The 22,751-nt window shown below is 60.9% G+C and carries 21 protein-coding genes; 13 read left to right on the forward strand and 8 right to left on the reverse strand.

Going from position 1 to position 22,751, the window contains the following annotated elements:
- Window positions 1-7: 7 nt before the first annotated feature.
- Window positions 8-466 (reverse strand): hemerythrin domain-containing protein, encoded by a 459-nt coding sequence (locus QN085_RS11550; protein ID WP_023663333.1) that lies wholly within the window; start codon window positions 464-466, stop codon window positions 8-10.
- 234 nt (window positions 467-700) lie between these two features.
- Between QN085_RS11550 and QN085_RS11555 the strand changes: the two genes are divergently transcribed.
- Window positions 701-1,432, forward strand: coding sequence for a helix-turn-helix domain-containing protein (locus tag QN085_RS11555; protein WP_023663332.1), 732 nt, complete (start codon window positions 701-703; stop codon window positions 1,430-1,432).
- Here QN085_RS11555 and QN085_RS11560 read toward each other — a convergent pair.
- Complete coding sequence (locus QN085_RS11560) at window positions 1,407-2,132, reverse strand: ferredoxin reductase domain-containing protein (protein WP_023663331.1); 726 nt, start codon at window positions 2,130-2,132, stop codon at window positions 1,407-1,409. The genes QN085_RS11555 and QN085_RS11560 overlap by 26 nt on opposite strands.
- Before the next feature lie 194 nt (window positions 2,133-2,326).
- On the opposite strand from QN085_RS11560, the gene QN085_RS11565 reads away from it, so the two are divergent.
- The 3 genes from QN085_RS11565 to QN085_RS11575 all read left to right on the forward strand — a co-directional run bounded on the left by QN085_RS11565 (window position 2,327) and on the right by QN085_RS11575 (window position 5,834).
- Complete coding sequence (locus tag QN085_RS11565) at window positions 2,327-2,887, forward strand: Hsp20/alpha crystallin family protein (RefSeq protein WP_023663330.1); 561 nt, start codon at window positions 2,327-2,329, stop codon at window positions 2,885-2,887.
- 63 nt (window positions 2,888-2,950) lie between these two features.
- Complete coding sequence (locus QN085_RS11570) at window positions 2,951-3,415, forward strand: CBS domain-containing protein (protein ID WP_003256840.1); 465 nt, start codon at window positions 2,951-2,953, stop codon at window positions 3,413-3,415.
- A gap of 43 nt (window positions 3,416-3,458) precedes the next feature.
- On the forward strand, window positions 3,459-5,834 hold the full coding sequence (locus QN085_RS11575) for a phosphoketolase family protein (RefSeq protein ID WP_023663329.1): 2,376 nt from the start codon (window positions 3,459-3,461) through the stop codon (window positions 5,832-5,834).
- A 7-nt stretch (window positions 5,835-5,841) separates the two neighbouring features.
- Here QN085_RS11575 and QN085_RS11580 read toward each other — a convergent pair whose 3' ends face one another.
- Together QN085_RS11580 and ftsH are read right to left on the reverse strand one after the other, a co-directional pair.
- Entirely contained in the window at window positions 5,842-6,267 is a 426-nt protein-coding gene (locus QN085_RS11580; protein WP_003256841.1) for a potassium channel family protein, read from the reverse strand.
- A gap of 27 nt (window positions 6,268-6,294) precedes the next feature.
- Window positions 6,295-8,136 carry an ATP-dependent zinc metalloprotease FtsH gene (gene ftsH, locus QN085_RS11585; protein ID WP_041506069.1) on the reverse strand — a complete coding sequence of 614 codons (1,842 nt, stop codon included), beginning with the start codon at window positions 8,134-8,136 and terminating at the stop codon, window positions 6,295-6,297.
- Between the two features lie 357 nt (window positions 8,137-8,493).
- Here ftsH and QN085_RS11590 point away from each other — a divergent pair, with 357 nt between their 5' ends.
- The 4 genes from QN085_RS11590 to QN085_RS11605 all read left to right on the forward strand — a co-directional run bounded on the left by QN085_RS11590 (window position 8,494) and on the right by QN085_RS11605 (window position 13,685).
- Window positions 8,494-8,748: a hypothetical protein gene (locus QN085_RS11590; RefSeq protein WP_024086880.1), complete on the forward strand. Its 255-nt coding sequence runs from the start codon at window positions 8,494-8,496 to the stop codon at window positions 8,746-8,748.
- A 5-nt stretch (window positions 8,749-8,753) separates the two neighbouring features.
- Window positions 8,754-11,036, forward strand: a complete 2,283-nt coding sequence (locus QN085_RS11595; RefSeq protein ID WP_196183904.1) for a heavy metal translocating P-type ATPase — start codon at window positions 8,754-8,756, stop codon at window positions 11,034-11,036.
- Between the two features lie 110 nt (window positions 11,037-11,146).
- Window positions 11,147-12,766 (forward strand): chaperonin GroEL, encoded by a 1,620-nt coding sequence (gene groL / locus QN085_RS11600; protein WP_023662711.1) that lies wholly within the window; start codon window positions 11,147-11,149, stop codon window positions 12,764-12,766.
- Window positions 12,767-12,794: 28 nt separating this feature from the next.
- Window positions 12,795-13,685: a universal stress protein gene (locus QN085_RS11605; protein WP_023662712.1), complete on the forward strand. Its 891-nt coding sequence runs from the start codon at window positions 12,795-12,797 to the stop codon at window positions 13,683-13,685.
- 15 nt (window positions 13,686-13,700) lie between these two features.
- Here the strand turns inward: QN085_RS11605 and QN085_RS11610 are convergent, their stop codons facing one another.
- Window positions 13,701-14,660, reverse strand: coding sequence for a ribose-phosphate diphosphokinase (locus tag QN085_RS11610; protein WP_023662713.1), 960 nt, complete (start codon window positions 14,658-14,660; stop codon window positions 13,701-13,703).
- 154 nt (window positions 14,661-14,814) lie between these two features.
- On the opposite strand from QN085_RS11610, the gene QN085_RS11615 reads away from it, so the two are divergent.
- Window positions 14,815-15,306, forward strand: coding sequence for a BCAM0308 family protein (locus QN085_RS11615; protein ID WP_023662714.1), 492 nt, complete (start codon window positions 14,815-14,817; stop codon window positions 15,304-15,306).
- A gap of 55 nt (window positions 15,307-15,361) precedes the next feature.
- Here QN085_RS11615 and QN085_RS11620 read toward each other — a convergent pair whose 3' ends face one another.
- Window positions 15,362-16,351, reverse strand: a complete 990-nt coding sequence (locus QN085_RS11620; RefSeq protein ID WP_031325551.1) for a universal stress protein — start codon at window positions 16,349-16,351, stop codon at window positions 15,362-15,364.
- A gap of 69 nt (window positions 16,352-16,420) precedes the next feature.
- Here QN085_RS11620 and QN085_RS11625 point away from each other — a divergent pair, with 69 nt between their 5' ends.
- Window positions 16,421-17,311: a universal stress protein gene (locus QN085_RS11625; RefSeq protein WP_023662716.1), complete on the forward strand. Its 891-nt coding sequence runs from the start codon at window positions 16,421-16,423 to the stop codon at window positions 17,309-17,311.
- A gap of 1 nt (window position 17,312) precedes the next feature.
- Here the strand turns inward: QN085_RS11625 and QN085_RS11630 are convergent, their stop codons facing one another.
- Entirely contained in the window at window positions 17,313-17,888 is a 576-nt protein-coding gene (locus tag QN085_RS11630) for a phosphoribosyltransferase family protein (protein WP_023662717.1), read from the reverse strand.
- 271 nt (window positions 17,889-18,159) lie between these two features.
- On the opposite strand from QN085_RS11630, the gene QN085_RS11635 reads away from it, so the two are divergent.
- Genes QN085_RS11635 through QN085_RS11645 form a run of 3 tightly spaced genes read left to right on the forward strand, consistent with a single transcriptional unit; the run spans window position 18,160 to window position 21,635 of the window.
- Window positions 18,160-19,353 carry a cation:proton antiporter gene (locus tag QN085_RS11635; RefSeq protein ID WP_023662718.1) on the forward strand — a complete coding sequence of 398 codons (1,194 nt, stop codon included), beginning with the start codon at window positions 18,160-18,162 and terminating at the stop codon, window positions 19,351-19,353.
- A 39-nt stretch (window positions 19,354-19,392) separates the two neighbouring features.
- Window positions 19,393-20,724 carry a putrescine-ornithine antiporter gene (gene potE / locus QN085_RS11640; protein ID WP_023662719.1) on the forward strand — a complete coding sequence of 444 codons (1,332 nt, stop codon included), beginning with the start codon at window positions 19,393-19,395 and terminating at the stop codon, window positions 20,722-20,724.
- Window positions 20,721-21,635, forward strand: a complete 915-nt coding sequence (locus tag QN085_RS11645; protein WP_023662720.1) for a transporter substrate-binding domain-containing protein — start codon at window positions 20,721-20,723, stop codon at window positions 21,633-21,635. The genes potE and QN085_RS11645 overlap by 4 nt, the downstream gene beginning before the upstream one ends.
- On the opposite strand, the gene QN085_RS11650 is transcribed toward QN085_RS11645, so the two are convergent.
- Complete coding sequence (locus tag QN085_RS11650) at window positions 21,632-22,741, reverse strand: hypothetical protein (RefSeq protein ID WP_052484808.1); 1,110 nt, start codon at window positions 22,739-22,741, stop codon at window positions 21,632-21,634. The genes QN085_RS11645 and QN085_RS11650 overlap by 4 nt on opposite strands.
- Window positions 22,742-22,751: the final 10 nt, after the last annotated feature.

The following is a 22,751-nucleotide window of genomic DNA, read 5'->3' on the forward strand; positions in this document are numbered from 1 at the left end:
ACTCCAGCTAATGCCATTGATGTTTTATTTCCAGCCATTGACTGTTTGAAAGCCATTTTTCTGCAGCTGGAAAGAATATGTTTTCCTCCGACTCCATGTGGTCGTAATATTTTTCGATATAGTCATCGACAGTGTCAGCGATAACTTTCGTGTCTTTTGCCGTAGCCGCTAATGTCTTCAATTGCCCAGCAATGCGCGCAAATGCCTGGTGATCTCGCTCGATATCCAGGATCCGCGGGTGGATCGGCGCCTCCGTGGCCAGCAAGGCTCGCCGAATGATTTCTTCATTCTCATGGTGGTGCCGCTCTGCGTTGCTGTGCAAGGCCTCCAACATTTCGAACAAAAGCTTACAGTCATCAGTGGCATCGGGTTCATGCTTTAGCTTTTTCAGCAACTTCCTGATCTGGCTTATCTTATTGGCCATGTCATGATGATAGGCGTGAAGTTCGTTCAGTAAGGTATTCATGACACATCCTCTTCACGTTACCAGACAATGCAGATTTATAAGGCCCAGGGGCCTTCAGACAGGAACACGGGTTGAAGGCTGTCTAAGTCGAGCATGAGGGCAGCGCATTGGCCTGACTTGATCTTGATCAAGCTTTAGTGGGGCACCACCATGACCCTTGGTCAGTTGCCTCAGAAACCTCGGGCGAAGCGGCTAGCGTTTATAGAGCCCGCAAGAAAAAGCGGAGACATCGTCATGTCAGGCCCTGAAGATATGGGTATAAAGCCCCAGGTAAAGTGCCTTGCGTGCTCTTTGAGCCGACTTTGCCTGCCCGCCAGCCTAAGCGTCGATGAAGTGGAAAAGCTGGAGCGTATCATTCGCCGTAACCGCCCTTTGAAGAAGGGCGAGTATCTGTTCAAGGCCGATGAGCCCATGGGGCATGTGTTTGCCCTGCGCTCAGGGGTCATCAAGAATTTTCTGATTGATTCCGAGGGCAACGAGCGGGTCATCGGCTTCGTTCTGCCGGGCGAAATCTTGGGGCTGGACGCTATCGGGGCAAGTCATTATCGGAGCTATGCGTTGGCGCTGGACGTTTCGCTGGTCTGCTCGATCCGGCTGGACCAGTTGGTTGATCTGTCGGGGCAGATACCCGGATTGCGCTATCAACTGTTGCACATGCTCAGCCTGGGTATTCAAGGCAAGGACGAACACCTGCGCTGCTGCCACGGGCGAGCCGAGCAGCGCCTTTCGCTTTTCCTGTTGGGCATGGCGGCGCGTTATCAAGAAAGAGGTTTGCGTGCAGACGTCCTTAATCTGCCCATGTCGCGAGGAGATATCGCAAACTACCTGGACCTTACCCTGGAAACTGTCTCCCGGCTGTTCAGCCGGTTCAATCAGGCTGGGCTCCTGCAATGCGTTGGCCGGGAAGTCCGACTCATCGATCAACAGGGCCTGCTCAAGCTCAGTCGGATGGAGGAGCCGAATTGAGGGCCTCGAGAATCCTGTCATAACGTTGCACAGGCCCATTCAGAGGAAATTGACAATTCCAGAATGGACGCGACACATGGTCTGCCCGCAACCAGATACGCTGTATCGGGACACCTTTTTGCCAACAGATGCGCGCGGCATGCCTTGCCACCAAGGATGGCGCGCAGCAGTAGACAGTGTCCGGCTTGAAATCCTCCAGCTGTTCAGTCAGTTGACTCCAAACGCTTCTGCTGTTGCGCGGCACCGAGGTAAACGCTGAGATCCATGGCTTACATTCAGCGGGCAGGTGCTCCTGCTCAAAGCTTTCGTGCAACAGCCTCACCTCTACCCAAGGTAGCCAACAGCGAACCTCATCCAGTGTGCAAAGTAGCGCCAAAACCCCCTCGCCGTGAGTGATAGCCAGCAGTCGCACAGTCTGCAAGGGCACCGGCCATGCGCTGCCCAGAGGGCCTGAGTACTCGAGCAGATCTCCGACCTTCAATGCCAGGACGCTGCGGGTGGCGACCATGAACCGACCTGCTGCGCCAGGCATGCTGATGTAGTTGCAGGTCCAGCGCTGGGTTTGATTCGTCAGTTGGCAATACTGGCCTGGCATCGCCTCGCTGCGTTGCGGGTTGCACAGCATCAGGCGAAGGTACTGTATGCCGGGCCCCGGCAATGTTTCCAGCAAACGGACACACTCACTGTCATCCTGGTCCATATGCGTCTCGAACAGGTTTGGGCGGGCCACGTTCCATATAAGCTAAGCCCCTGCGATGGCAACACTTTGATCAGGATCAAACCGACAGAGGATGGTGGCCGCATCCTGATTGATAAAGGTCAAACGGGGGCTTGCCTGCCAGCGCAATATCGAGGCGTCTCCCAGGGAGGCATTACTCATTAGAGGAGGTCGCCATGTCCGAAACAGCGAAGAAAGTACCTGTCACTTCCGCAACCACCCAACCTGCCAAGGCTACGCCGCCAAGTACCGAGCCATCGGACCTGTGGCGCCCATTCCAGCAGTTGCGGCGTCAGATCGACAGCCTGTTCGACGATTTCGGTCGCCGGCCATTGCGCATGCCGTTCAGCCATACCCCGTTCGATGTCGAGCCATTCTGGCGCCGTGAACTGTTCAGCCATGGCATGCCGGCGATGGATATCAGCGAACTGGCCGATGAGTTTCGCATCAGCGCCGAACTGCCGGGTGTGGACGACAAGGACATCGAGATCAAGCTGGTCAATGGCAACGTTGTGATCCGCGGCGAGAAGCAGGAAGAGGTTGACGAAAAACGCAAGGAGTACCACTTGTCAGAGCGGCACTACGGTAGCTTCGAGCGGGTTTTCCAACTACCCCGTGAAGTAGATGCGGAAAAGATTAATGCACAGTTCGCCAAGGGCGTGCTGCTGGTGCATCTGCCCAAGCGTGCAGAAGCGATTCACCCTGAGAAAGTGATTCCTATCAAAAGCAGCAAGTGATTGACCTGACCGATTTCAGGAGCAGGGACGCTCCGTCTTCGCATTCCAAAAAGGTGAAGCATCATGTCCATCGGCAAATACTGCAACCGGGATGTGGTCACTGCGCTCCCCAGCATTTCGATCTTCGCCGCAGCGCGGATGATGAGTCGGTACCACGTCGGTGACCTGGTGCTGGCCGAGCCCGTCGATCGAGACCGTTACCGGCCTATCGGCCTGATCACCGACCGTGACCTTGCGCTGAGGATCATCGCCTGCAACCCTCCTGACCAGGAAGACCTCCAGGCCATCGATGTCCTGCCACGCCCATTGATTACCGCAAACCAGAATGAAGACCTGTTCGATGTGATTCTGAACATGCGACGGGCCAACATCAGGCGGATCCCGGTGGTCGATGACTTTGGCCTGTTGGTCGGCATTGTCACTGCAGACGACCTGGTGGGGCTGTTGGCCGACCACCTGCACGAGCTGACCTTGCTGATCCGTCAGCAGAGCCGACGGGAAGAAGATATCCGCGCCGGGGATATCTGAACGCCTCCACATAAGCGTGCGCGCCATCGACAGAGGGGCGATCATGAACGATTATCCAGGTACCGAGGAACTCGAATGGCTGGATGCCTACTGGCGGGCCGCGAACTACCTTACCGTTGGCCAGATCTATCTCCAGGGCAACCCCTTGCTGGCCACCCCGCTGAAGTTGGCCGACATCAAGCCCCGGTTGCTGGGGCACTGGGGTACATCGCCGGGGCTGAACCTGATCTACACCCATCTGAACCGGCTGATCCGCCATTACGATCTCAACATGCTCTTCGTCACCGGCCCTGGCCATGGCGGCCCGGCCATGGTTGCCCAGGCGTATCTGGATGGTACCTATACCGAGCTGAACCCTGCGATAGAACGCAATGCGCAGGGGATGGCACGGTTGTTTCGTCAGTTTTCATGGCCGTATGGCATTGGCAGCCATGTCGGCCCGCATGTCCCGGGTTCTCTGCACGAGGGTGGCGAGCTTGGCTATGCCCTGGTCCATGCCTATGGCGCTGCCCTGGATAACCCGCAGTTGATCGTGGCCTGCGTCATAGGCGACGGCGAAGCGGAAACCGGCGCGCTGGCCGCAAGTTGGCATTGCAACAAGTTCCTCAATGCCGCGCGCGACGGTGCGGTACTGCCGATCCTGCATCTGAACGGCTACAAGATCGCCAACCCGACGGTGCTGGCGCGGATCAGCGAGGACGAGCTGACCAGCCTGATGTATGGCTATGGCTATGACCCCTATTTTGTCGAGGGCGACGAACCGATGGAAGTTCATCGGGCGTTGGCCAGGACGCTTGATGTGATCTACGAGAAAATCTGCCAGATCCAGCGCCTTGCCCGGCACACCGAATCGGGCGTAGCCATCGACCGGCCGTTGTGGCCAATGCTGGTATTGCGCACCCCCAAAGGCTGGACGGGGCCGAAATTCGTCGATGGGCAGCGGGTAGAAGGGACCTGGCGCTCCCACCAACTGCCCCTGGGTGATCTTCGCAAGCCGCTGCACTTGCAGCAATTGCAGCAATGGCTGGAAAGCTACCGCCCTCATGAGCTGTTCGATGCCCAGGGCGCGTTGTTGCCGGAACTGGCCGCACTGGTCCCGACCGGACGGCGGCGCATGAGCGCAAACCCTCATGCCAATGGCGGGCTGCTGTTGCGGGCGCTCGACCTTCCGCGCTTCAGCGATTACAGCGTGAAGATGGACGCACCTGGACAGGTGCGTGCAGAGGCGACGCGGGTTCTTGGCAGTTACTTGCGCGATGTCATGAAGAACAGCCTGGTGTCCCGCGATTTCCGCCTGTTCGGGCCTGACGAGACGGCGTCCAACCGGCTGGACGCCGTGTTCGAGGCGACCAGCAAGGTCTGGCTGGATCCCCACGGCGTCGAAGATAACCACCTCGGGCCAGACGGCAGGGTAATGGAGATACTCAGCGAACATATATGCGAAGGTTGGCTGGAAGGCTACCTGTTGACCGGTCGGCACGGCCTGTTTTCCTGCTATGAAGCATTCATTCATATCGTCGATTCGATGATCAACCAGCATGCCAAATGGCTCAAGACCGCCGCCGAAGTGCCTTGGCGCAAGCCGATCGCCTCGCTGAACATCCTCCTGACTTCGCATGTCTGGCGCCAGGACCACAACGGCTTCTCGCACCAAGACCCAGGTTTCCTCGACCTTATGGCGAACAAGAAGGCCGATCTTGCGCGCATCTACCTGCCACCGGACGCCAACTGCCTGTTGTCCGTGGCTGACCATTGCTTGCGTAGCCGTGACTACATCAATGTGATCGTTGTCGGAAAACAGCTGGAATGGCAGTGGCTGGATGGGCAGGCGGCGAATCTGCATTGCCAGGCCGGCATTGGGCGTTGGGCATGGGCCAGCCATGACGATGACCTGCCGGAGGTGGTCCTCGCCTGCGCAGGCGATGTGCCGACGCTGGAAGTGTTGGCGGCCGTGACCCTGCTTCGTGATTACGTTGGCGATCTGCGGGTGAGGGTGGTGAACGTGGTTGACCTGATGGCACTGCAATCACCGCAACAGCATCCGCACGGGTTGCCCGACAGTGACTTCAACGCGCTGTTTACCGAAGAGCAGCCGGTGATCTTCGCCTTCCATGGTTATCCTGCCCTGATTCACCGCCTGATCTACAAGCGTGCCAACCCGCAGCGCTTCCATGTGCATGGTTTCCGTGAAGAAGGGGCCACCACCACGCCGTTCGACATGGCAGTCATCAACAACCTCGACCGCTACCAGCTGGTTCTCGATGTGTTCGAACGCGTGCCTCGCCTGCGAGCACAGGTGGAGCAGGCGCGAACCCGCTACTGGTCGACCATGGAAAGGCACAAGCTGTACCTCATCGAGCATGGCGAAGACATGCCTGAGGTTGCGCAATGGCACTGGACGCCACACCCAGACGCCTGAACAGGCGCTATTTGGCTTTCCAGTATTTCTGCATTTCGAGGAACAGGAACGACGCGGTCCAGGTGATCAGCACCAGGCCTGTCAACGCTTGCAGGCCGGTGAGGTACTTCAGATGGCCGTTAGGCGCGATGTCGCCAAAGCCTATCGTGGTGTAGGTAGTGAAGGAAAAGTACACGCAATCCAGGAAGCTGCCGTCGAAGTTGCCACTGAGCGTGCCCCAGCCTTCGGCGTGAATCATCAGGTAATACACCAGGGCGAAACACCAGACCTCCAGCGCATGAGCCAGCAGCGCGCCGAATACGCCTGCTACGATCCGGAATCGGCTCCACAGTTTCAGCCGCGGTAGCCAGTCGTTCAGGCGCAGCAGGCATTCGTAGTGGATGATCACCACCAGGATCACCACCAGCATGTTGATCAATGTGACGGTGAGCATGGTCGGTACTCGGACTGGATCGGAGTGTCATTTGGCCGCATCGACCAGATTATAGGTGGCAGGGTCCTTGGCCACCGGCAGCAGCGCCGGGAATTCTTCCGGGGTGATGGTTTCCCTGGCCAACAACAGGCGTGCCCCAGTGTCCAGGTCGGTGCGTCGTTGCTCGAGCAAGGTCCGGGCACGGGCGTAAGCGTCTTCCAGCAGGCCTCGGATACCCAGGTCGATTTCGCGCGCGGTCTGCTCTGAGTAGTCCTTGCGCTCCTGGCGCAACAACGATTCGCCCAGGTAACTGGCCTGTTGGCGCTCCAGCACTGCCTGGCCCAGTTCCGTGCTCATGCCGAATCGGGTGATCAACTGGCGGGCGATGTCGGTGGCGCGTCCCAGGTCGTCGGCAGCCCCGGTGGACACCTGGCCGAATACCAGGCTTTCGGCGGCTCGTCCGGCCATCAGCACGACGATCCGGTCGCGGAGCATCTGCGCGCTGATCAGGTAGCGGTCATCGGTCGGCCGTTGCAGGGTGAACCCCAGCGAGCCAGCGGCCCTGGGGATGATCGACACCTTGTGCACCGGGTCCATCGCCGGCAGGCTGCTTGCGGCCAGCGCGTGGCCCATCTCATGGTACGCCACGACCTGGCGTTCATCGTCGCGCAGCACGTTGCCCTTGCGCTCCACGCCTGCCACCAGGCGCTCGACGGCAGCGGTGAAGTCCTGCAGCTCGACCCATTGGCTGGCACGTCGGGTGGCGACGATGGCGGCTTCGTTCACCAGGTTGGCCAGGTCGGCGCCGGTCAGGCCGGGGGTGATGTCGGCGATGCGTTCGCAGTCCAGGTCGTTCTTGTAGACGATCTTGTGCAGGTGCACCTTGAGGATCGCCAGGCGACCCTTGCGGTCAGGCCGGTCGATCAGGATCTGCCGGTCGAACCGTCCGGCTCGCAGCAGCGCGGGGTCCAGTATCTCAGGGCGGTTGGTCGCCGCCAGCAGCACGACGCCTTCGCGTGGGTCGAAGCCATCCAGTTCGGCCAGCAGTTGATTGAGCGTCTGTTCCTTCTCGTCATTGCCGCCCAGGCTGCCGAGGCCACGCATCTTGCCCAGGGCGTCCAGTTCGTCGATGAAAATGATGCAGGGCGCGGCGCGTCGGGCCTGGTCGAACAGGTCGCGCACCCGCGCCGCGCCCACGCCGACGAACATCTCGACGAACTCGGACCCGGAGATCGAGAAAAAGGGTACCGCCGCTTCGCCGGCGATCGCCTTGGCCACCAGGGTCTTGCCGGTGCCCGGGGGGCCGACCAGCAATGTGCCCTTGGGCACATGCGCCCCCAGACGGGCATAGAACGCCTGGTTCTTGAGGAAGGACACCACTTCGGTGAGTTCGCCCTTGACGTCGTCTATGCCCGCCACATCGGCGAAGGTGACCTTGATGTCACGCTCGACGTAGACCCGGGCGCGCGACTTCCCCACACCCATCAGACCGCCCAGGCCTTGTTTATCGGTTACCCCACGAAACAGGAAGAACCACAGCGCCAGCATCATTATCAGCGGCATGAGCCAACCCACCATGGCAGCCAGGTTGCTGTCCTCGGCTACTCCGGTGAAGGTCACGCCCGTGCGGCCCAGTTGCTCGCTCAGTTGCGGATCGATCCGCACCGTGGAGAACATCGAGCGGCCTGCGATGGGTTCCTGCAGCTTGCCCAGGATACGGTCGTGTTCGACCCGAAGGTCGCTGACCTTTTGCTGCTCCAGCAATTGCAGGAACTGGCTATAGGAGATGGTCTGCACGGCCGCACGGTCGAATAGGCCGAACTGAATGGCGGCGAGCACGGAAAGCCCGATCGCCAGCAAGTACAGCTTCCAGGGCTGATCTTTGTTCATGACCATATCTCGTGGTGGGCAGCCGGGTCAGGCGATCAACAAGTAGTCTTCGACCTTGCTCACGTCCAGGCAGCGCGCTCGACCAATTTCCGTTCGCGAAGCAAATGCACCTTGGCTTCCAGCCCACCGTTGACGGTGTCGCGCAAATCAAGGTCGTTCGGGTGGTCTTCGCTATTCGTTGGAAAGGTGGGCTGAGATGCCCTCAGCCCATGTTTCTACCCCCAAGCGGTATTACGTGATTGACAAAGGTCAAAACCGGCGCGCTATCGCACGCTGGGCGAGATTGATAAATGTCAGGCTGCGCTGAGTGGCGATGCCGATACTGAGGGTGTCTTGGGCATGCGCGAGGGCACCAACATGCAACGCTATCTGCTTGCCGGATTGTCCAGTCTGCTGCTGGCATCGGCTTCGGGCTGTACCCCTTGGCACGCTGAAGAATACGACGCGCGCCTGGAGTCGGCCGAGAACAACGCGGCTACCGCCCGTTTGCGGGCCGACCAGGTGTGCTACCGCATCGACCTGGTCGAGCAGACCGCCAACGAGGCACTGCGCAGAGCGACCCAGGCCCAGGAACAGGTCCAACAATTGCTGCAGCAGGCCAAGCGCAAGTGACCGCCATGTCACGTCGATGGCTGGACCCAAGCCTGTTGCTGGTCTGCGTCCTGGCCTTGCTGCTCGGAGGGCTGGCCTATGCGGCGCAACGGCCGACCTGGGCTGCGCTGATCTGGGCCGCCGGCAGCGCGATCATGGCAGCGGTGCTGGCGGTGGAAATGGCCCGGCGCCTGGCCAGGCGTGAGGCGGGCATTGACCTGATCGCGCTGATGTCGATTGGCGCGGCCCTGGCCCTTGAGCAGATGCTGGTAGGCGCCGTGGTTGCGCTGATGCTTGCCTCGGGCCGTACATTGGAGACTCTCAGCTTGCGTCACGCCGAGCGCGAGTTGCGGGCACTGATCGACCGGGCCCCTCAGCGGGCCTGGATTCAAGAGCAGGATGGTTTGCGTGAGGTACCGGTGGACGAAGTCCGCGCTGGGCAGAGTGTACTGGTGCGCCTGGGTGAGATCGTGCCGGTGGACGGGTGGTTGCAATCCGAGCAGGCGACCCTGGACGAAGCGGCGCTGACTGGCGAATCGTTACCGGTTACCCGCCATGCCGGTGAGCCGGTGGCCAGTGGGGTGACCAACTCCGGTGCGCCGCTGCTGTTGCTGGCCACGCATACCGCGGCGCAAAGCACCTACGCTGGCATCGTGAAACTGGCCGAAGCGGCACGTCAGTCACGGGCACCTTTCATGCGCCTGGCCGACCGCTATGCGCTGGCGCTGATCCCGCTGACATTGCTCATTGCTGCGCTGGCGTGGTGGGCCAGTGGCGATGTGCAGCGAGTGCTTGCCGTGCTGGTGGTCGCCACGCCTTGCCCGCTGATACTGGCGGTGCCAATTGCCATCATCTCGGGTATTTCGAGGGCTGCACGGCGCAACATACTCGTGCGTGACGGCGAGGTGCTTGAAGCCCTGACCGGCATCCGCCAGGTGTTCCTCGACAAGACCGGTACCTTGACCAGTGGTCATGCCCAGTTGCAGTCGATCGAACTGAAGGGGCAAGGCGCGCCGTTGCAGATGCTGCAGTTGGCCGCTTCGTTAGCCCAGTCATCGACCCATCCGATTGCCCAGGCCATCGTTCATGCTGCCCGCCTGCGCAACCTGACGCTGACCGCGCCCGAGCAGGTGCAGGAAAGCCCCGGCCAGGGGCTTGCCGGGATCGTTCAAGGCAAGGCTGTACGCTTGGGCGCCCTGGCCTATGTGCAGAACGAGAAGGACAATGGCCAGTGGGCACAGGCACGTTTGCAGCAACTGGACTACCTGGCCAACAGCGGCAGTTTCGTGGCGGTTGACGGTGAGTTGAAAGCGGTACTGCGGCTGGCCGATGACTTGCGCCGGGAAACCCCCCAGACACTGCGCCGCCTGCGGGCGCGCGGGATCGAAAAGGTCGTCATGCTCACCGGTGACCGCCCGGAAACGGCGGAAATGGTTGCGCTGGCGGCGGGTATCGATGAGCTTCGCTCGGGGCTCTCGCCAGTCGACAAGATTCGCCTGGTGCAGGACGGCTGCCGCATGGCGCCCTCGCTGATGGTCGGCGATGGCATCAACGATGCGCCAGCATTGGCGGCGGCCGATGTCGGGGTTGCCATGGGCGCTTCTGGCGTCACGGCCTCTGCCCAGGCGGCCGGTGTGGTGTTGCTGGTCGATCGTCTCGATCGATTGGTCGATGCCTTGGATATCGCCCGGTACGCCGTGTACATCGCCCGTCAGGGGGTATGGGTGGGCATGAGCTTGTCGTTGCTGGCCATGCTGGTTGCCGCCGCCGGCTACCTGCCCGCGCTGCTGGGGGCGGTGTTGCAGGAAGGTATCGACCTGTTGATCATCGTCAACGCCTTGCGTGCGCTGGGCCCCTTGACGGCCGGACGACGCAGCGGGCTTGCCGTCGAGGACCTGGATCGGTTGCAGGATGAGCATCGGCAACTCGACGGGTTGCTGACGGAGCTGAGCCAGATGGCCTGCGATTTCGCCAAACGCCCCATCGAGCAGGCGCGGGACGACCTGGGCAAACTGGTCACCGGCCTGCATGACCTTCTGGAGCGCCACGAGCGCGATGACGAGCGTCGTTTGTATCCGCTGCTGAGCCGCTTCATGCAGGGCGAAGATCCGCTCTCGGCGATGAGCCATACCCACCGGGAAATCTTCCGCCTCATCCATCTTCTTTCCTGCATGAGCCAGGATTTCAACCGGGCGGCAGCGAGCCCGAGCCCTGACGACATCCAGCACCAGCTGATACGCCTGGACACCTTGGCCAAGTTGCATTTCGACCAGGAAGAAGCCCTGTACCGGTACCTGGATCAACGCTGAGCGCGGCGTTCAGCGCCCTGTAGGGTTGATAAAAATCAAGCACCCAACACGGTGCAGCGGGATGCTGGCAGCAGTTGTTCTCTGCCCTGGCCTGAACGGGAGGCAATACCATGCCCCACAGCAAAATCCTGTTTCGCTCCGCAGCGCGGGAGAAAATCCTCAGTGGTGCCACCCAGCTCGCCGATGCCGTGCGCGTTACGCTAGGGCCCAAATCGAAATCGGTACTGATGCAAAGCAGTTGGGGTAAACCGACTGTCTGCAACGATGGCGTGACCATCGCCAAACGCGTCTTTCTGCAGGATCCGGAGGAAAACCTCGGCGCACAGATGCTGCGCCAGGCGGCCGAGCGCACTGGTGAAGCGGTGGGTGATGGCACCAGTACCGCAACTGTGCTCGCTCACGCGATCCTGGCCGACGGCGTGCGCAACGTGGTGGCCGGAGCCAGTGCCATCGATCTCAAGCGAGGCCTGGACAAGGGCTTGGCGCTGGTCATCAAATCGTTGCTGGCGCAGTCACGACAGGTCTGCACTGCCAAGGAAAAAGCACAAGTGGCGACGTTGTCAGCGCACAACGATCCGTTGATTGGCCAGTTGGTCGCCGATGCCCTGGAAAAGGTTGGCGTGGAAGGTGTGGTCAGCATCGAGGAATCCAAGACCACCGAAACCAAGGTCGAGATCATGGATGGCATGCGCTTCGACCGAGGCTATGTGTCGCCTTACTTCGTCACCGACACCGAGAAGATGCAGGTCGAACTGACCGATGCCTGTGTCTTGCTATGCGATCACAAGATCGGCGCACTCAACGATCTGCTACCCCTGCTGGAACAGGTGGCGAAAAGCGGTCAGCCGCTGGTGGTTATTGCCGAGGACATCGACGGCGAGGCCCTGACCACGCTGGTAGTCAACCAGATCCGCGGCGTACTGCGCGCGGTGGCGGTGAAGGCTCCTGGGTATGGCGACCGGCGCAAGGAAATACTTCAGGACATCGCGGTGCTCACGGGGGCGACCCTGGTGTCGGCAGAGCTTGGCGTCACGCTCGATCAGTTGCAGCTGTCCCAGCTTGGCCAAGTGCACCGTGCGGTGGTGTTGAAGGACAGCACCGCGTTGATTGGAGGCAGTGGCACGCAGCAAGCGGTGGCTACCCGCGTTGCGCATATCCGCGCCCAGATCGAGGCCAGCACCAGCGATTATGATCGGGAAAAACTGCACGAACGCCTGGCCAGGCTTGCCGGCGGAGTGGCAGTGATACGTGTCGGGGCACCCTCCGAGGCGGAGATGAAAGCGCGCAAGGACGCATTGGACGATGCCCTGGCCGCCACCCGTGCAGCCATCGCCGAAGGCATCGTGCCTGGCGCCGGCCTGGCTTTGCTGAAGACTGTGTCGGTGTTGCTCGCTGAAGAGGCGAACAGCGAAGGCGATATGCGTACGGGCCTGCAGATACTGCGCCGTGCGCTGGAGGCCCCGGCGCGGATGATTGCCGATAATTCCGCGGTGGATGCGGGTGTGGTGGTGGCACGCATGCTCGCCGAAACGGGCAGTATCGGGTTCGACGCGGCGGCCAACACCTATGTCGACCTGTACGAGGCCGGCATCATCGACCCCACCAAAGTGGTGCGCATCGCCCTCGAGAATGCTGTTTCCGTCGCCAGCATCCTGCTGCTGACCGAGGCAACCATGACCGATATCCCGGAAAAACCAGCACCTTTGATGCAACCCCCAATCCCTGAGTGATCAGGCGAACCGATCATTGGAGGCTACCATGAGCCACTATCAACGCCTGTTGCTGATCCTGCGCCCGGCATTGTGCCAGTCCTGTGCCTTGGAACAGGCTGCCGCCCTGGCCAGGTCAAGTTCGGCCAGCCTGCACATAGTGGGTTTGCTGGAGTCGCTGGACAAGCTCAGGTTCCTGGAGACAGGTGACCCTCGGAGCGAGCGGCAGGCTTACCTGCAATCCCAGCAAGACCAGCTTGAGGCTCAGGCCAAGGTGCTACGAGCCTCGGGTGTGCAAGTGACGACGGAAGTCGCCTGGAGCAGCGATCTGCAGGCGGATATTCTCGAACATGCCCTGGAGATGCAGCCGGATGTACTGCTCAAGCAGGTCGAGCACGAGCCGGTGCTCAAGCGGGCCTTCTTTACCCCGTTGGACTGGCAGTTGCTGCGCCATTGCCCGATCCCGGTCTACCTGTTGGGCGCCGCCAGACCGGCCTTGCCTCGCCAGATCGTCGCGGCGGTGGACGTGGCCGATCAATCACCCGAGGGTCAGGCGCGCAATAACAGCATCGTCCAGCAGGCCAATGCGCTGGCCTTGCAGACCGGCGCGCAACTGGACCTGCTGTTCGCCTGTGACCTGACCATGGCCTACATGGGCGACATGGGATATGGCGCCTGGGCTATTGGCGACGTCGGCGAGTCCTTGCGCCACGCCCTGGAGGACGATTTCAAGGCGCTGGCCGACCGCTACGGTGCGCCGGCCGAACGCAGGCACTTCCTGCTGGGCCGCCCGGTCGCGGTGCTGAGTGAATATGTCGAGACCCACCCGGTGGACGTCATCGTCATGGGCAGGCCGCTTGCCCGTGGGCTGGACCGACTGTTCGGCAGCACCACGGAGCATGTGTTGTACCAGATACCCTGCAATATCCTGGCGGTGTAGGGCGATGTCTGGGGTTCATGCTCCCCAGCCCCGGCGGTTGGCAAGCAACTCGGCGACCAGGGCGCTGGTATCGACGATATCCAGCTGCTGCAGGCATCGCACGGGCAGGCGAAAGGGCGCAATGCTATCGGCCACCAGTACCCGTTCGAATACCCCGCTGTCGAATAGCTCGCCACCAGTGGTGAACAGGCCATGGGTGGCAGCGGCCAGCATGCGGCTGGCTCCGGCCTGTCGGCAGGCCTGAGCTGCGCGCAGCAGCGTCTGCCCCGTGCTGATCAGGTCGTCGAACACGATGACAGTGCTACCTGCCACGTCACCCACCAGGTGTTCGCCGCTCAGGCCCGTCTGCTGGCGGTGCTTTTCCATCATGGCCACAGATACCGGGCGCCCGAGCAGGTCCGCCAGAACCTGGCGAAACTGCTCGGCGCGTTTGATGCCGCCAATATCCGGCGACACGACCGTGACTGCCTGCTCACCGAGCAGCGGGGCCAGGTGTTGGGCGAACAGCTCGGTGCATTGCAGGTTCCAGCTCGGGACTCGGTAGGCGTTGTCGAAGGCGCTGGGGTTGTGTACGTCCAGCGCCACCACGCGGTCGACACCGATGCTTTCCATCAGGCAAGCCACATGGCGGGTGATGGTCGCATCCTGAAACTCCACCTTGCGGTCCTTGCGGCCATAACACAGGTAAGGCGTGACTGCTGTCACCTGGCTGGCACCGGCGTCCTTGAGCGCACCACAGAAGAACAGCAACCGGCACAGCTTGTCGTGTGCGCTGTGGTGCGCGTCGCCATAGAGCGAGTGAAAGACGATGACCGATCGACCGTCGACCGATTCGCCAGGCCAGCATTTGTGTTCTCCGTCCTCGTAGTCACGCTCTTCATGTGCTGACAGTGTCCACCCCAGGCGTTGCGCCACGGCATTCCCATAGGCCTGGCTGCCTCGCAGGGCGAACAGTAACGGCGGTGTGTCATTCATGCCCTGCGCTCCATTGGTCGTACATAGCAACATAAGCTGAGTTGGACTGTGGGGTTTGACGTTTATCAAGTCGAGCATAGCCAGCAGGCGGACACTGGGCAGGTCAGAGCATGCCAAGGCCTGCGCACCTATACCCTGCACGGAGAGTACGCCAATGGACAAATACCAGAAAAGCCACAAGGACAAACTGTTCAAGCCACACCCGTTCGACCCCTATGCCACGCCGCTTCGTTCTGGCGGCAGCGCGCGTTGTCCGCAATGTGGCGTTGTCTACCACGGAGGGGAGTGGCACGCCTATGGGGCGATGGGGCCTGGGCCGGTGGATTCGATTGTCTGCCCCGCATGCCGACGTATCGAGGACCGTGCCGCTGCCGGACAAGTGCGGGTGTCGGGCCGTTTTCTGGCAGCGCACGAAGAGGAGATTCGCAAACTCATGCATAACGTGGAGCAACAGGAAAGGCAAAGGCATGTTCTTGAGCGCTTGATAGCCATCGAGTACCAGCAGGATCAACTGGTAGCAACCACCACTGGTACCCACCTGGCCAACCGCATCGGTCATGAGCTGGAGGCCGCCTACGATGGAACTTGCAGCTACCGTTACAGCGACAGCGATGTGTACTTGAGTATCGACTGGCATCGCGACTGAGGTCAGTTCGCCTGGTTTCACTCCAGGGAGAAGGTGAAACCAGGCAGGTGATCGTTCAACCGTGGATCGCCAGAATGCTGGAGTGAACCTTGTACAGGGTTTGCTCTGTAGTACTGCCAACGACCTTGCTCACCCCCTCGTGGTAGAGCGTACCCATCACTACCACATCGAAGCCATGCTTGTTCGCGTAGTCGCTGACCACGTTACGGGCAGCGCCTCGCACCAGGTGCAGATGATCTGGCTTGATGCCGTAGCGGCCGCCGAACGTCGCCATGCGCTCGCGCGCGCGACCAGATATTTCCTCTACCAGCTTGTCAGTCCAGGCCACGGGTGCGGCGGCATAGGCAACGAAGCTGGTGCTGGGTTCATAGGCCTGCAGCAGGTGCAGTTGCGCCTTGCATCGCTGTGCCAGTGCCTGTGCCGATTGCAGGATGTGGTCGTTGAGCCTGTCGATCACCGGGTCGTGCTCGACAAGATCCACGGCGACAAGGATGCGCGCTGGCAGCTTGGTTTCAGCCTGGGCCACCAGGTGCATCGGGATCGGGCAACGGCGCAGCAGTTGCCAGTCCAAGGGGGTGAGCAGGGCACGGCTCAAGGCGGTTTCGTGCCTGATGTCCTTGATCACCATCTCCACCCGGTGCAGTTGGGCCAGCCGGATCAAGTCCTTGAGCGGGTCTTCATCGTCCAGTGTCTCGGCGTAGGCGGTAATGCCCAGTTCGCCCAGCGCCTTCACCTGGTCGGCGAGCCAAGCCTTGCGGTGCTCGGCGTCCTGCTTGCGGGCATTGCTGCGCAGCACCTGGTCCAGGGTGGCCAGGCGTGAGGGCAGTTGACTGAGCACCACGAGGTGCAAGGTGGCGCCTGTCGTACTGGCCAGCGCCTGAGCACGCGTCAGGGCAGGCGAGGGGTGCAGGTCTGGATGGCAGATCAGTAGCAGTCGCGAGTAAGCGTTCATGATGGCCTCCACGGCGATGGCAGCCTCGATGAAGGCCCACCGGTACAGGCCAAGGGTGACGCACTGGGGCTTGATGGCCTTGATATTTATCAAGATTGGCTGAGCGGCAGCTTCGATAATGACAGCGGTGCGGCACCCCATATTCGCGCCAGGAGGTGGCTGATGAGCCCGTACCGCCGGATTCTTCTGGTCATGACCAAGGTCCAGGCCCATGCCGCGATGCATCGGGCCATGGCATTGGCTCGAGCGTCAGGTGCCTTGTTGCACGTACTGGGCATCCACGCCACCACTGAGCCTGGCCTGCCCGAGCCAGGGCAGCAAGCTTCACAACCTTCAGCCGCGTTCGCGCACTTCAGTGCCGGGCTAAAGGCTTTGCTCGACGAGCAGGCGCCCGCAGGGTTGCACACCACCTTCGAAGCGCTGGAAAGCTCCATGGCGCGTGACCTCGTACCGGCGTGCATTGCACGCTTTGCGCCTGACTTGGTGATCAAGGGGCTACCCGCCAGTCCGGTACCTGGCCTGAACGACAAATCCTCGGTTGACCATGTGTTGCTGCATACCAGTAAGGTGCCATTGCTGCTCGTGCCTGCCGAGGCCAGGGCCATGCCCGCGAACATACTGGTGGCCGTGGATGTGGCCAAGGCCGACCTTGCGCAGCAAGCGCTGAACCATGCGCTGGTGGAGGCAGGCCGGCAACTGGCGAGCCCATGCAACGGCCAGGTCCATCTGCTGTCGGTCTACGATCTACCGTTGGCCATGCTGGCCAATCCCGACCTGGCAGCGCCATGGGCGGAGCAAGTGCGCGAGTCACTCCAGCTACCATTCGATGAACTGGCCGATATCCATGGCATTCCCTATGCGCAGCGCCACTTTATCGAAGGTGCGCCGCTGCGCGTCATTCAGTCTCTCGTCCCCACGCTGAAGATCGATGTGGTGGTGGTCGGCGTGGTGCAGCCCAGACGTTGGGCCAAGCTGATCGGCGATACTACCGAACGGCTCGTCAATCATGCCCCGTGCAGCGTTCTGGCAGTCAGGCCCCCGTCAGCCGATTGATTCAGGCGGTATCGCCGGCTCGGCCGTGGCGAATCACTTCCACGCTGAAATCCGCTTCGAAAGGCGGCACATGACATTCGACGATGTCCTGCTCGGCGACTTGCAGGTGTATGCCCACGATGTGTGCATGCACGGGTTGGCGGCAGGCGTGACGGTCAACGAGCACCGCGCTGAGTACCCGTCGCGCCCCAATCTCAGCCAGGTAAGCGCAGGTGCGCAGCAGGGAGTGCCCTTCGTACAGCACGTCATCGACCACCAGCAAGGTGGTTTCGGCCAGATTCAGTTTGGCCAGCTCAGGGTTCTCGGTGAGCTGCGTATGGGCATGCAGGAGGCTGAGGTCGTCGGCGTAGCGCTTGACCTTGATCGGGTAGAGCGGCAGTGGCGCGGCACTTCCGGTCAGTTGCTGCAAGTGCAGTTGCAAGCGCCGTGCCAAAGGCTCACCTCGGCGTTGAATTCCCACCAGTACCAGGGGCTGCGCAGGCATCAGCGCCAGGGCCTGATACGCCATTGTACGCAGCACGCTATCGAGATCTTGTTCGTCATACAGGCGAACGCGTGAGGGAGCGGGGCGGTTCATGATTCTTGTCCGTAGCCGGCCAATGGTCATTGGCAAATTACGCTGCCACCGCCAATTGGACTTGATAAAAGCCAAGCACAGGTCAGTTCCATGACAATGCTTGCGGTCGATGTCGAGGGCATTGGGGCTGGCACCGCCCGATGCGCAGCGGTCTTGCAGGTTAATTACTTCAACTGTTGACCTAAGATAACTTCTGCCGCCTTTGGGATCGCCGCGCCACGGACGCAGTGGTAGCGTTTTTATACAGTCGTGTCGATCACGGTGGGTTGTCATGTATCAGAATCTGGCTGTCCTGGCTGCCTTGCTGGTGCTTTACGCCAACCTGGCCGGCGCGCTCGAATCCAGACCCGTCAACGGGCCGCTGTTGTTCCTGCTGGCGGGCCTGGTGGCCGGCCCGGCCGGGCTCGGGTTACTGAACCTTTCCCTGGACCGCCATGATCTTCGGCTACTGGCCGAGCTTACCCTGGCGATCGTGTTGTTCAGCGATGCTGCCCATGCTGATCTGGCTCAGTTACGCCGCAACCGGAGCCTGCCGCTGCGCCTGCTGGCGATCGGCTTGCCGCTGACCCTGGTCGCCGGTTGGCTAGCTGCGTGGCTGATGTTTCCACGCATGCCCTGGCTGGAAATGGCCCTGTTGTCGACAATCCTGGCCCCCACCGATGCCGCCCTTGGCAAGGCAGTGGTGACCAACCCCCTCGTGCCAGCCAGCGTGCGTGAAAGCCTGAATGTCGAAAGCGGGTTGAACGATGGCATTTGCGTGCCGGTGCTGCTCTTGTTGCTGGCATTGTTGATGGAGAGCCGCTCGACGATGCCTTTTGCCCTGGGGGGATACTTCTTGTTTGAGGAGTTGGGTATCGGCGCACTGACGGGGGCTGTGCTGGCGCTGATGGTGGGAGGGTTGTTGCGTCTTTCGCAGCGCCGCTGCCTGCAGGTGGAGTCTTGGCAACAACTGGTAATGCCCGCCCTGGCGTTGCTGAGTTTCGCCAGTGCCCAGGCAATGGGCGGAAGCGGTTTCATCGCGGCATTCTGCGCAGGATTGCTTACGGGGTACCTGTTCAATCGGGAAACGCAACTGCTGCTCAAGACCGGCGAATCCTGCGGTGAAGCGCTTTCGCTGCTGACCTGGGTGGTGTTCGGTGCCTACGTTGCGCCCAAGGCCTCGCAAATCCTGTCGCCCTCGGTATGGTTCTACGCGCTGCTGAGCCTGTCGCTGGTGCGTATGGTGCCTGTCTGGGTCAGCCTTGCCGGGAGCGAACTGACTGCCGATAGCCGTCTGTTCATTGGCTGGTTCGGGCCGCGTGGTCTAGCGTCTATCGTTTTCGCTGTGCTGGTACTCGATGCACGGTTGCAAGAGGGCAGCACGATCATCGCCACGACTATCGCTTGCGTCGTGCTCAGCGTGGTATTGCACGGCATAAGCGCTGCACCTGGGGCCCGTCGGTTGGGACGCAGCGTTGGAAAGTGACGATCGGTTCTTCGACAGGCTTTCGCGGAGGTTGCCGCCATGCGTGAAAAAGCAAAGAAAATGGGCCTGGTCGGACTGACGACACTGGTCACGGTAAACATGATGGGGTCCGGCATCATCATGCTGCCGGCGAGCATGGCGCAGATCGGCGCTGTCTCGCTGTTGTCCTGGGTGATCACGGCCATAGGCTCGATGGCTATCGCCTACTGTTTCGCGCAATGCGGCATCTACTGCACGCAATCGGGTGGCATGTCTGCCTACAGTGAACAAGCCCATGGCAAGTCTGCTTTCTTTCTGTGCTCCTACCTTTACTTTCTGTCACTGATGATTGGCAACGTGGCCATCGCCATTTCCGCCGTGGGCTACCTCACGCCTTTCATTCCCTGGCTTGGCAGTGGCGGCGGGCCGCTACTGGCAGGAGCGGTGATGTTGATCTGGTTTACCACCTTGTCCAACCTGGGTGGCGCCGAGGTTACCGGTCGTATTGGCGCGGTCAGCGTGTGGGGTGTCATCGTCCCGGTTGCCGGCTTGAGCTTGATCGGCTGGTACTGGTTCAGCCTCGCAACCTTCCAGGACGCCTGGAATCCAGGTCAAATGCCGGTGGCTCAGGCCATAACCAACAGCATTCCACTGACCTTGTGGGCGTTCCTGGGTATGGAATCAGCTGCGCAGAACTCCGACGCGGTGGAAAATCCGAAGCGCAATGTGCCTCTGGCATGCTTGCTCGGCACCCTTGGCGCGGCCGTGATCTATATCCTCTCGACCAGTGTCATCCAGGGCATCGTGCCGAATCCGGAGCTTGCCAACGCCAGCGCGCCCTTCGCCATGGTCTATGCACAGATGTTCAACGACTCCGTCGGCAACGTGATCATGGCATTGGCGGTGATCGCTTGCGTCGGTTCGTTGCTTGGCTGGCAGTTCACCTTGGCTGAAACCGCCAGGGTCACCGCCGGGCAGGGGCTTTTCCCAACGCTGTTTACACGCACCACGGCCCGTGGCGTGCCACTGGCGGGCATGCTGACCTGCGCGGTGCTGCAGAGCCTCATTGCCCTGTCGACGCTCTCGCCCAATGCCAGCGCCCAGTTCAGCAAACTGGTGAACCTGGCTGCCGTGACCAACATCATCCCCTACATCACCTCGCTGACCGGGCTGTTGGTGATCATGTACAAGGCCCAGGTACAGGCAGCCATTATTCGCCGTAACAGCGCAATCATGGTGGTCGCGGTTTGCTATTGCTTCTACGCACTGTACGCCTCGGGCCTGGAAGCCGTATTCGGTGCGGCACTGATCATGGCGCTGGGTTACCTGCTGTTCGGCTTCATTGCCAAACGTTTCGTCAAGGCGCTGGACATGATCGGAGGTGCGCCATGAAGCGCGGATCGAAAGTGACCGGTTGGTGTCTTTTCAGTTTGCTGTCGTGCGCGTCAGCGGACAGCACCGTCGCCGCTGCCGACACGTTGGGCCGGTTACGCCAGGAGCAGGTGCTGAACCTCGGATTCATGGAGGGGTTCGCACCCTTCTCATCAGGCAGCGATCAGGCTCCGGAGGGGTATTCCATCGACCTTTGCCAAGCAGTCGTCGCACGTATTCGGGAATTGCCAGGGCTCGCTGGCTTGCAGGTGCGCTGGCACTCACTGGCAGAGCCAGAGGCTGTTCGGGCCGTGGGCAACGGGCAGGTCGACCTGCTGTGTACACCGATGGTGGAAACCAAAACCAGACGAGGCACGTTGGATTTTTCCATTCCGGTGTTTACCTCCGGCCTCGCGGCTTTGGTCAGGCGCGATGCACCTGCCAGCTTGCTCAGCCCCCTCAGCGGTAGCACGGACAATACCGGCCCGCGCTGGCGCGCGACGATCAATGCAGGGCTGAGCAAGCACAGTTTCGCCGTATTGCGTGGCACCTTGAGCAGCCGCTGGGCCCATGAGCGGATCCGCCAGCTTGGCTTGCAATCCACGCTCGAGGAAGTGTCGACGTACGAGGAGGGGGTGCAACGGGTGGCCGACCGCAAGGTCGACGCGTTCCTCGGAGACAGGGTGGTCCTGCTGGCCCACCAGGCCCGGCAAGCCGAACGCGACCAGCTGTGGGTTCCGGATCACCTGTTCGTCATGAGCCGGGTGGCGTTGTCGATGCCAAGGGGAGATGTTGATTTTCGCTTGTTGGTGGATACCGCCTTGAGCCAGGCCCTCTCGGGCCCGCAAGGTGAGGCGCTGTTCGTTCGCTACCTAGGTCCACAGTCCGCACAGGACCGCTTGCTGCAAAGCCTGTATCCGCTGCCGGACTAGTTGGCGGGGATGGTGATGACTGGTGTTTCCGGCGCGACGCCGGTTTCGGCAAGGGACAAGAGCACAAGGATGAACAGAAACTCGGACTTGGACCTCAGGTCGCGATCGTCTATCCAGAACCAGTGATCGCGATAGCGCACGGCCGTATAGGCATTATCTGGCTTGTGCTCGCTTGAGAAGATACGCACCAGTGGCGCGTCCCACTCGCTGGAAACCACAGGAAGGGCAGGCGCGGGGTTTGCCCGCCCTTCTTGCACATGGATGGGCGGGGCGTCGATGGTGGCGGCAATTTCCGAGAAGATCTCCGACATCGAGCGCGTCAGCAAGGCCACTTCGGAATCGTTCCGCTGCACCGAGCCGAAAGTGAGGTGCAGTACCTCCGCATCGGGTCGAAGGTGCAGCGACTGGCGCACCAACCGGCGATCATTTTCGACGATCTCCGACCTGGAGTCGGCAATCAGCAGCAACTCACTGTCAGCCCCGGCACGTTGACTGATCCGCATACCCAGCTTTTCCGAACGCTGAATCCGTCTAAGTGCATCCAGCACCGCATAGAACTCAGGGTCTGCTGAACGTAAACGAGACGGGGAGGTAGACCTGTTGTACAAGCCGTTTGCAGCACGCGTGGTCAGGTGCAGCACGCGATCGACCGGATAGCCCGCCTGAATCAGCGAGAATATCGCCGCTGGCGAAAGCGGCGTGAGCAGATAGCGGGAAAAGCGTTCACCGGATAGCGGTGTGTAGCTGATGGTAGGGCGATCCGTATAAAGGCCCGAAGCGCCCAATGTCTGGCTGTTACCCTCGGCTGGTGAACCGCTGAACCAACTTGCGGAAAGGTTTACCTGGCTTTGGATGGCCGTGGAACTGATCACCGAAGACACCTCCAGATACACAGGGGCATCGGCGTAGCGCAACTTGACGATGTTCAACAGGGTCTGTTCTTTCCAGGTCGTGGCTATGACGGTCGCGTAATCGCTTCTATCGCGCTCGATAGTAGAGGGGCCGAGCGTGGAACAGGCGGTCAACATCAGTGTGGCCGCGACGAGAGCGGTTCTGTTGAAACGGAAGGAGCTTGAATGCACAGTGGAAACACGATTTTCATTCATCTTCTTGAAT

The organism is Pseudomonas sp. M2(2023) (assembly GCF_030263955.1).
Lineage (GTDB): Bacteria > Pseudomonadota > Gammaproteobacteria > Pseudomonadales > Pseudomonadaceae > Aquipseudomonas > Aquipseudomonas asiatica.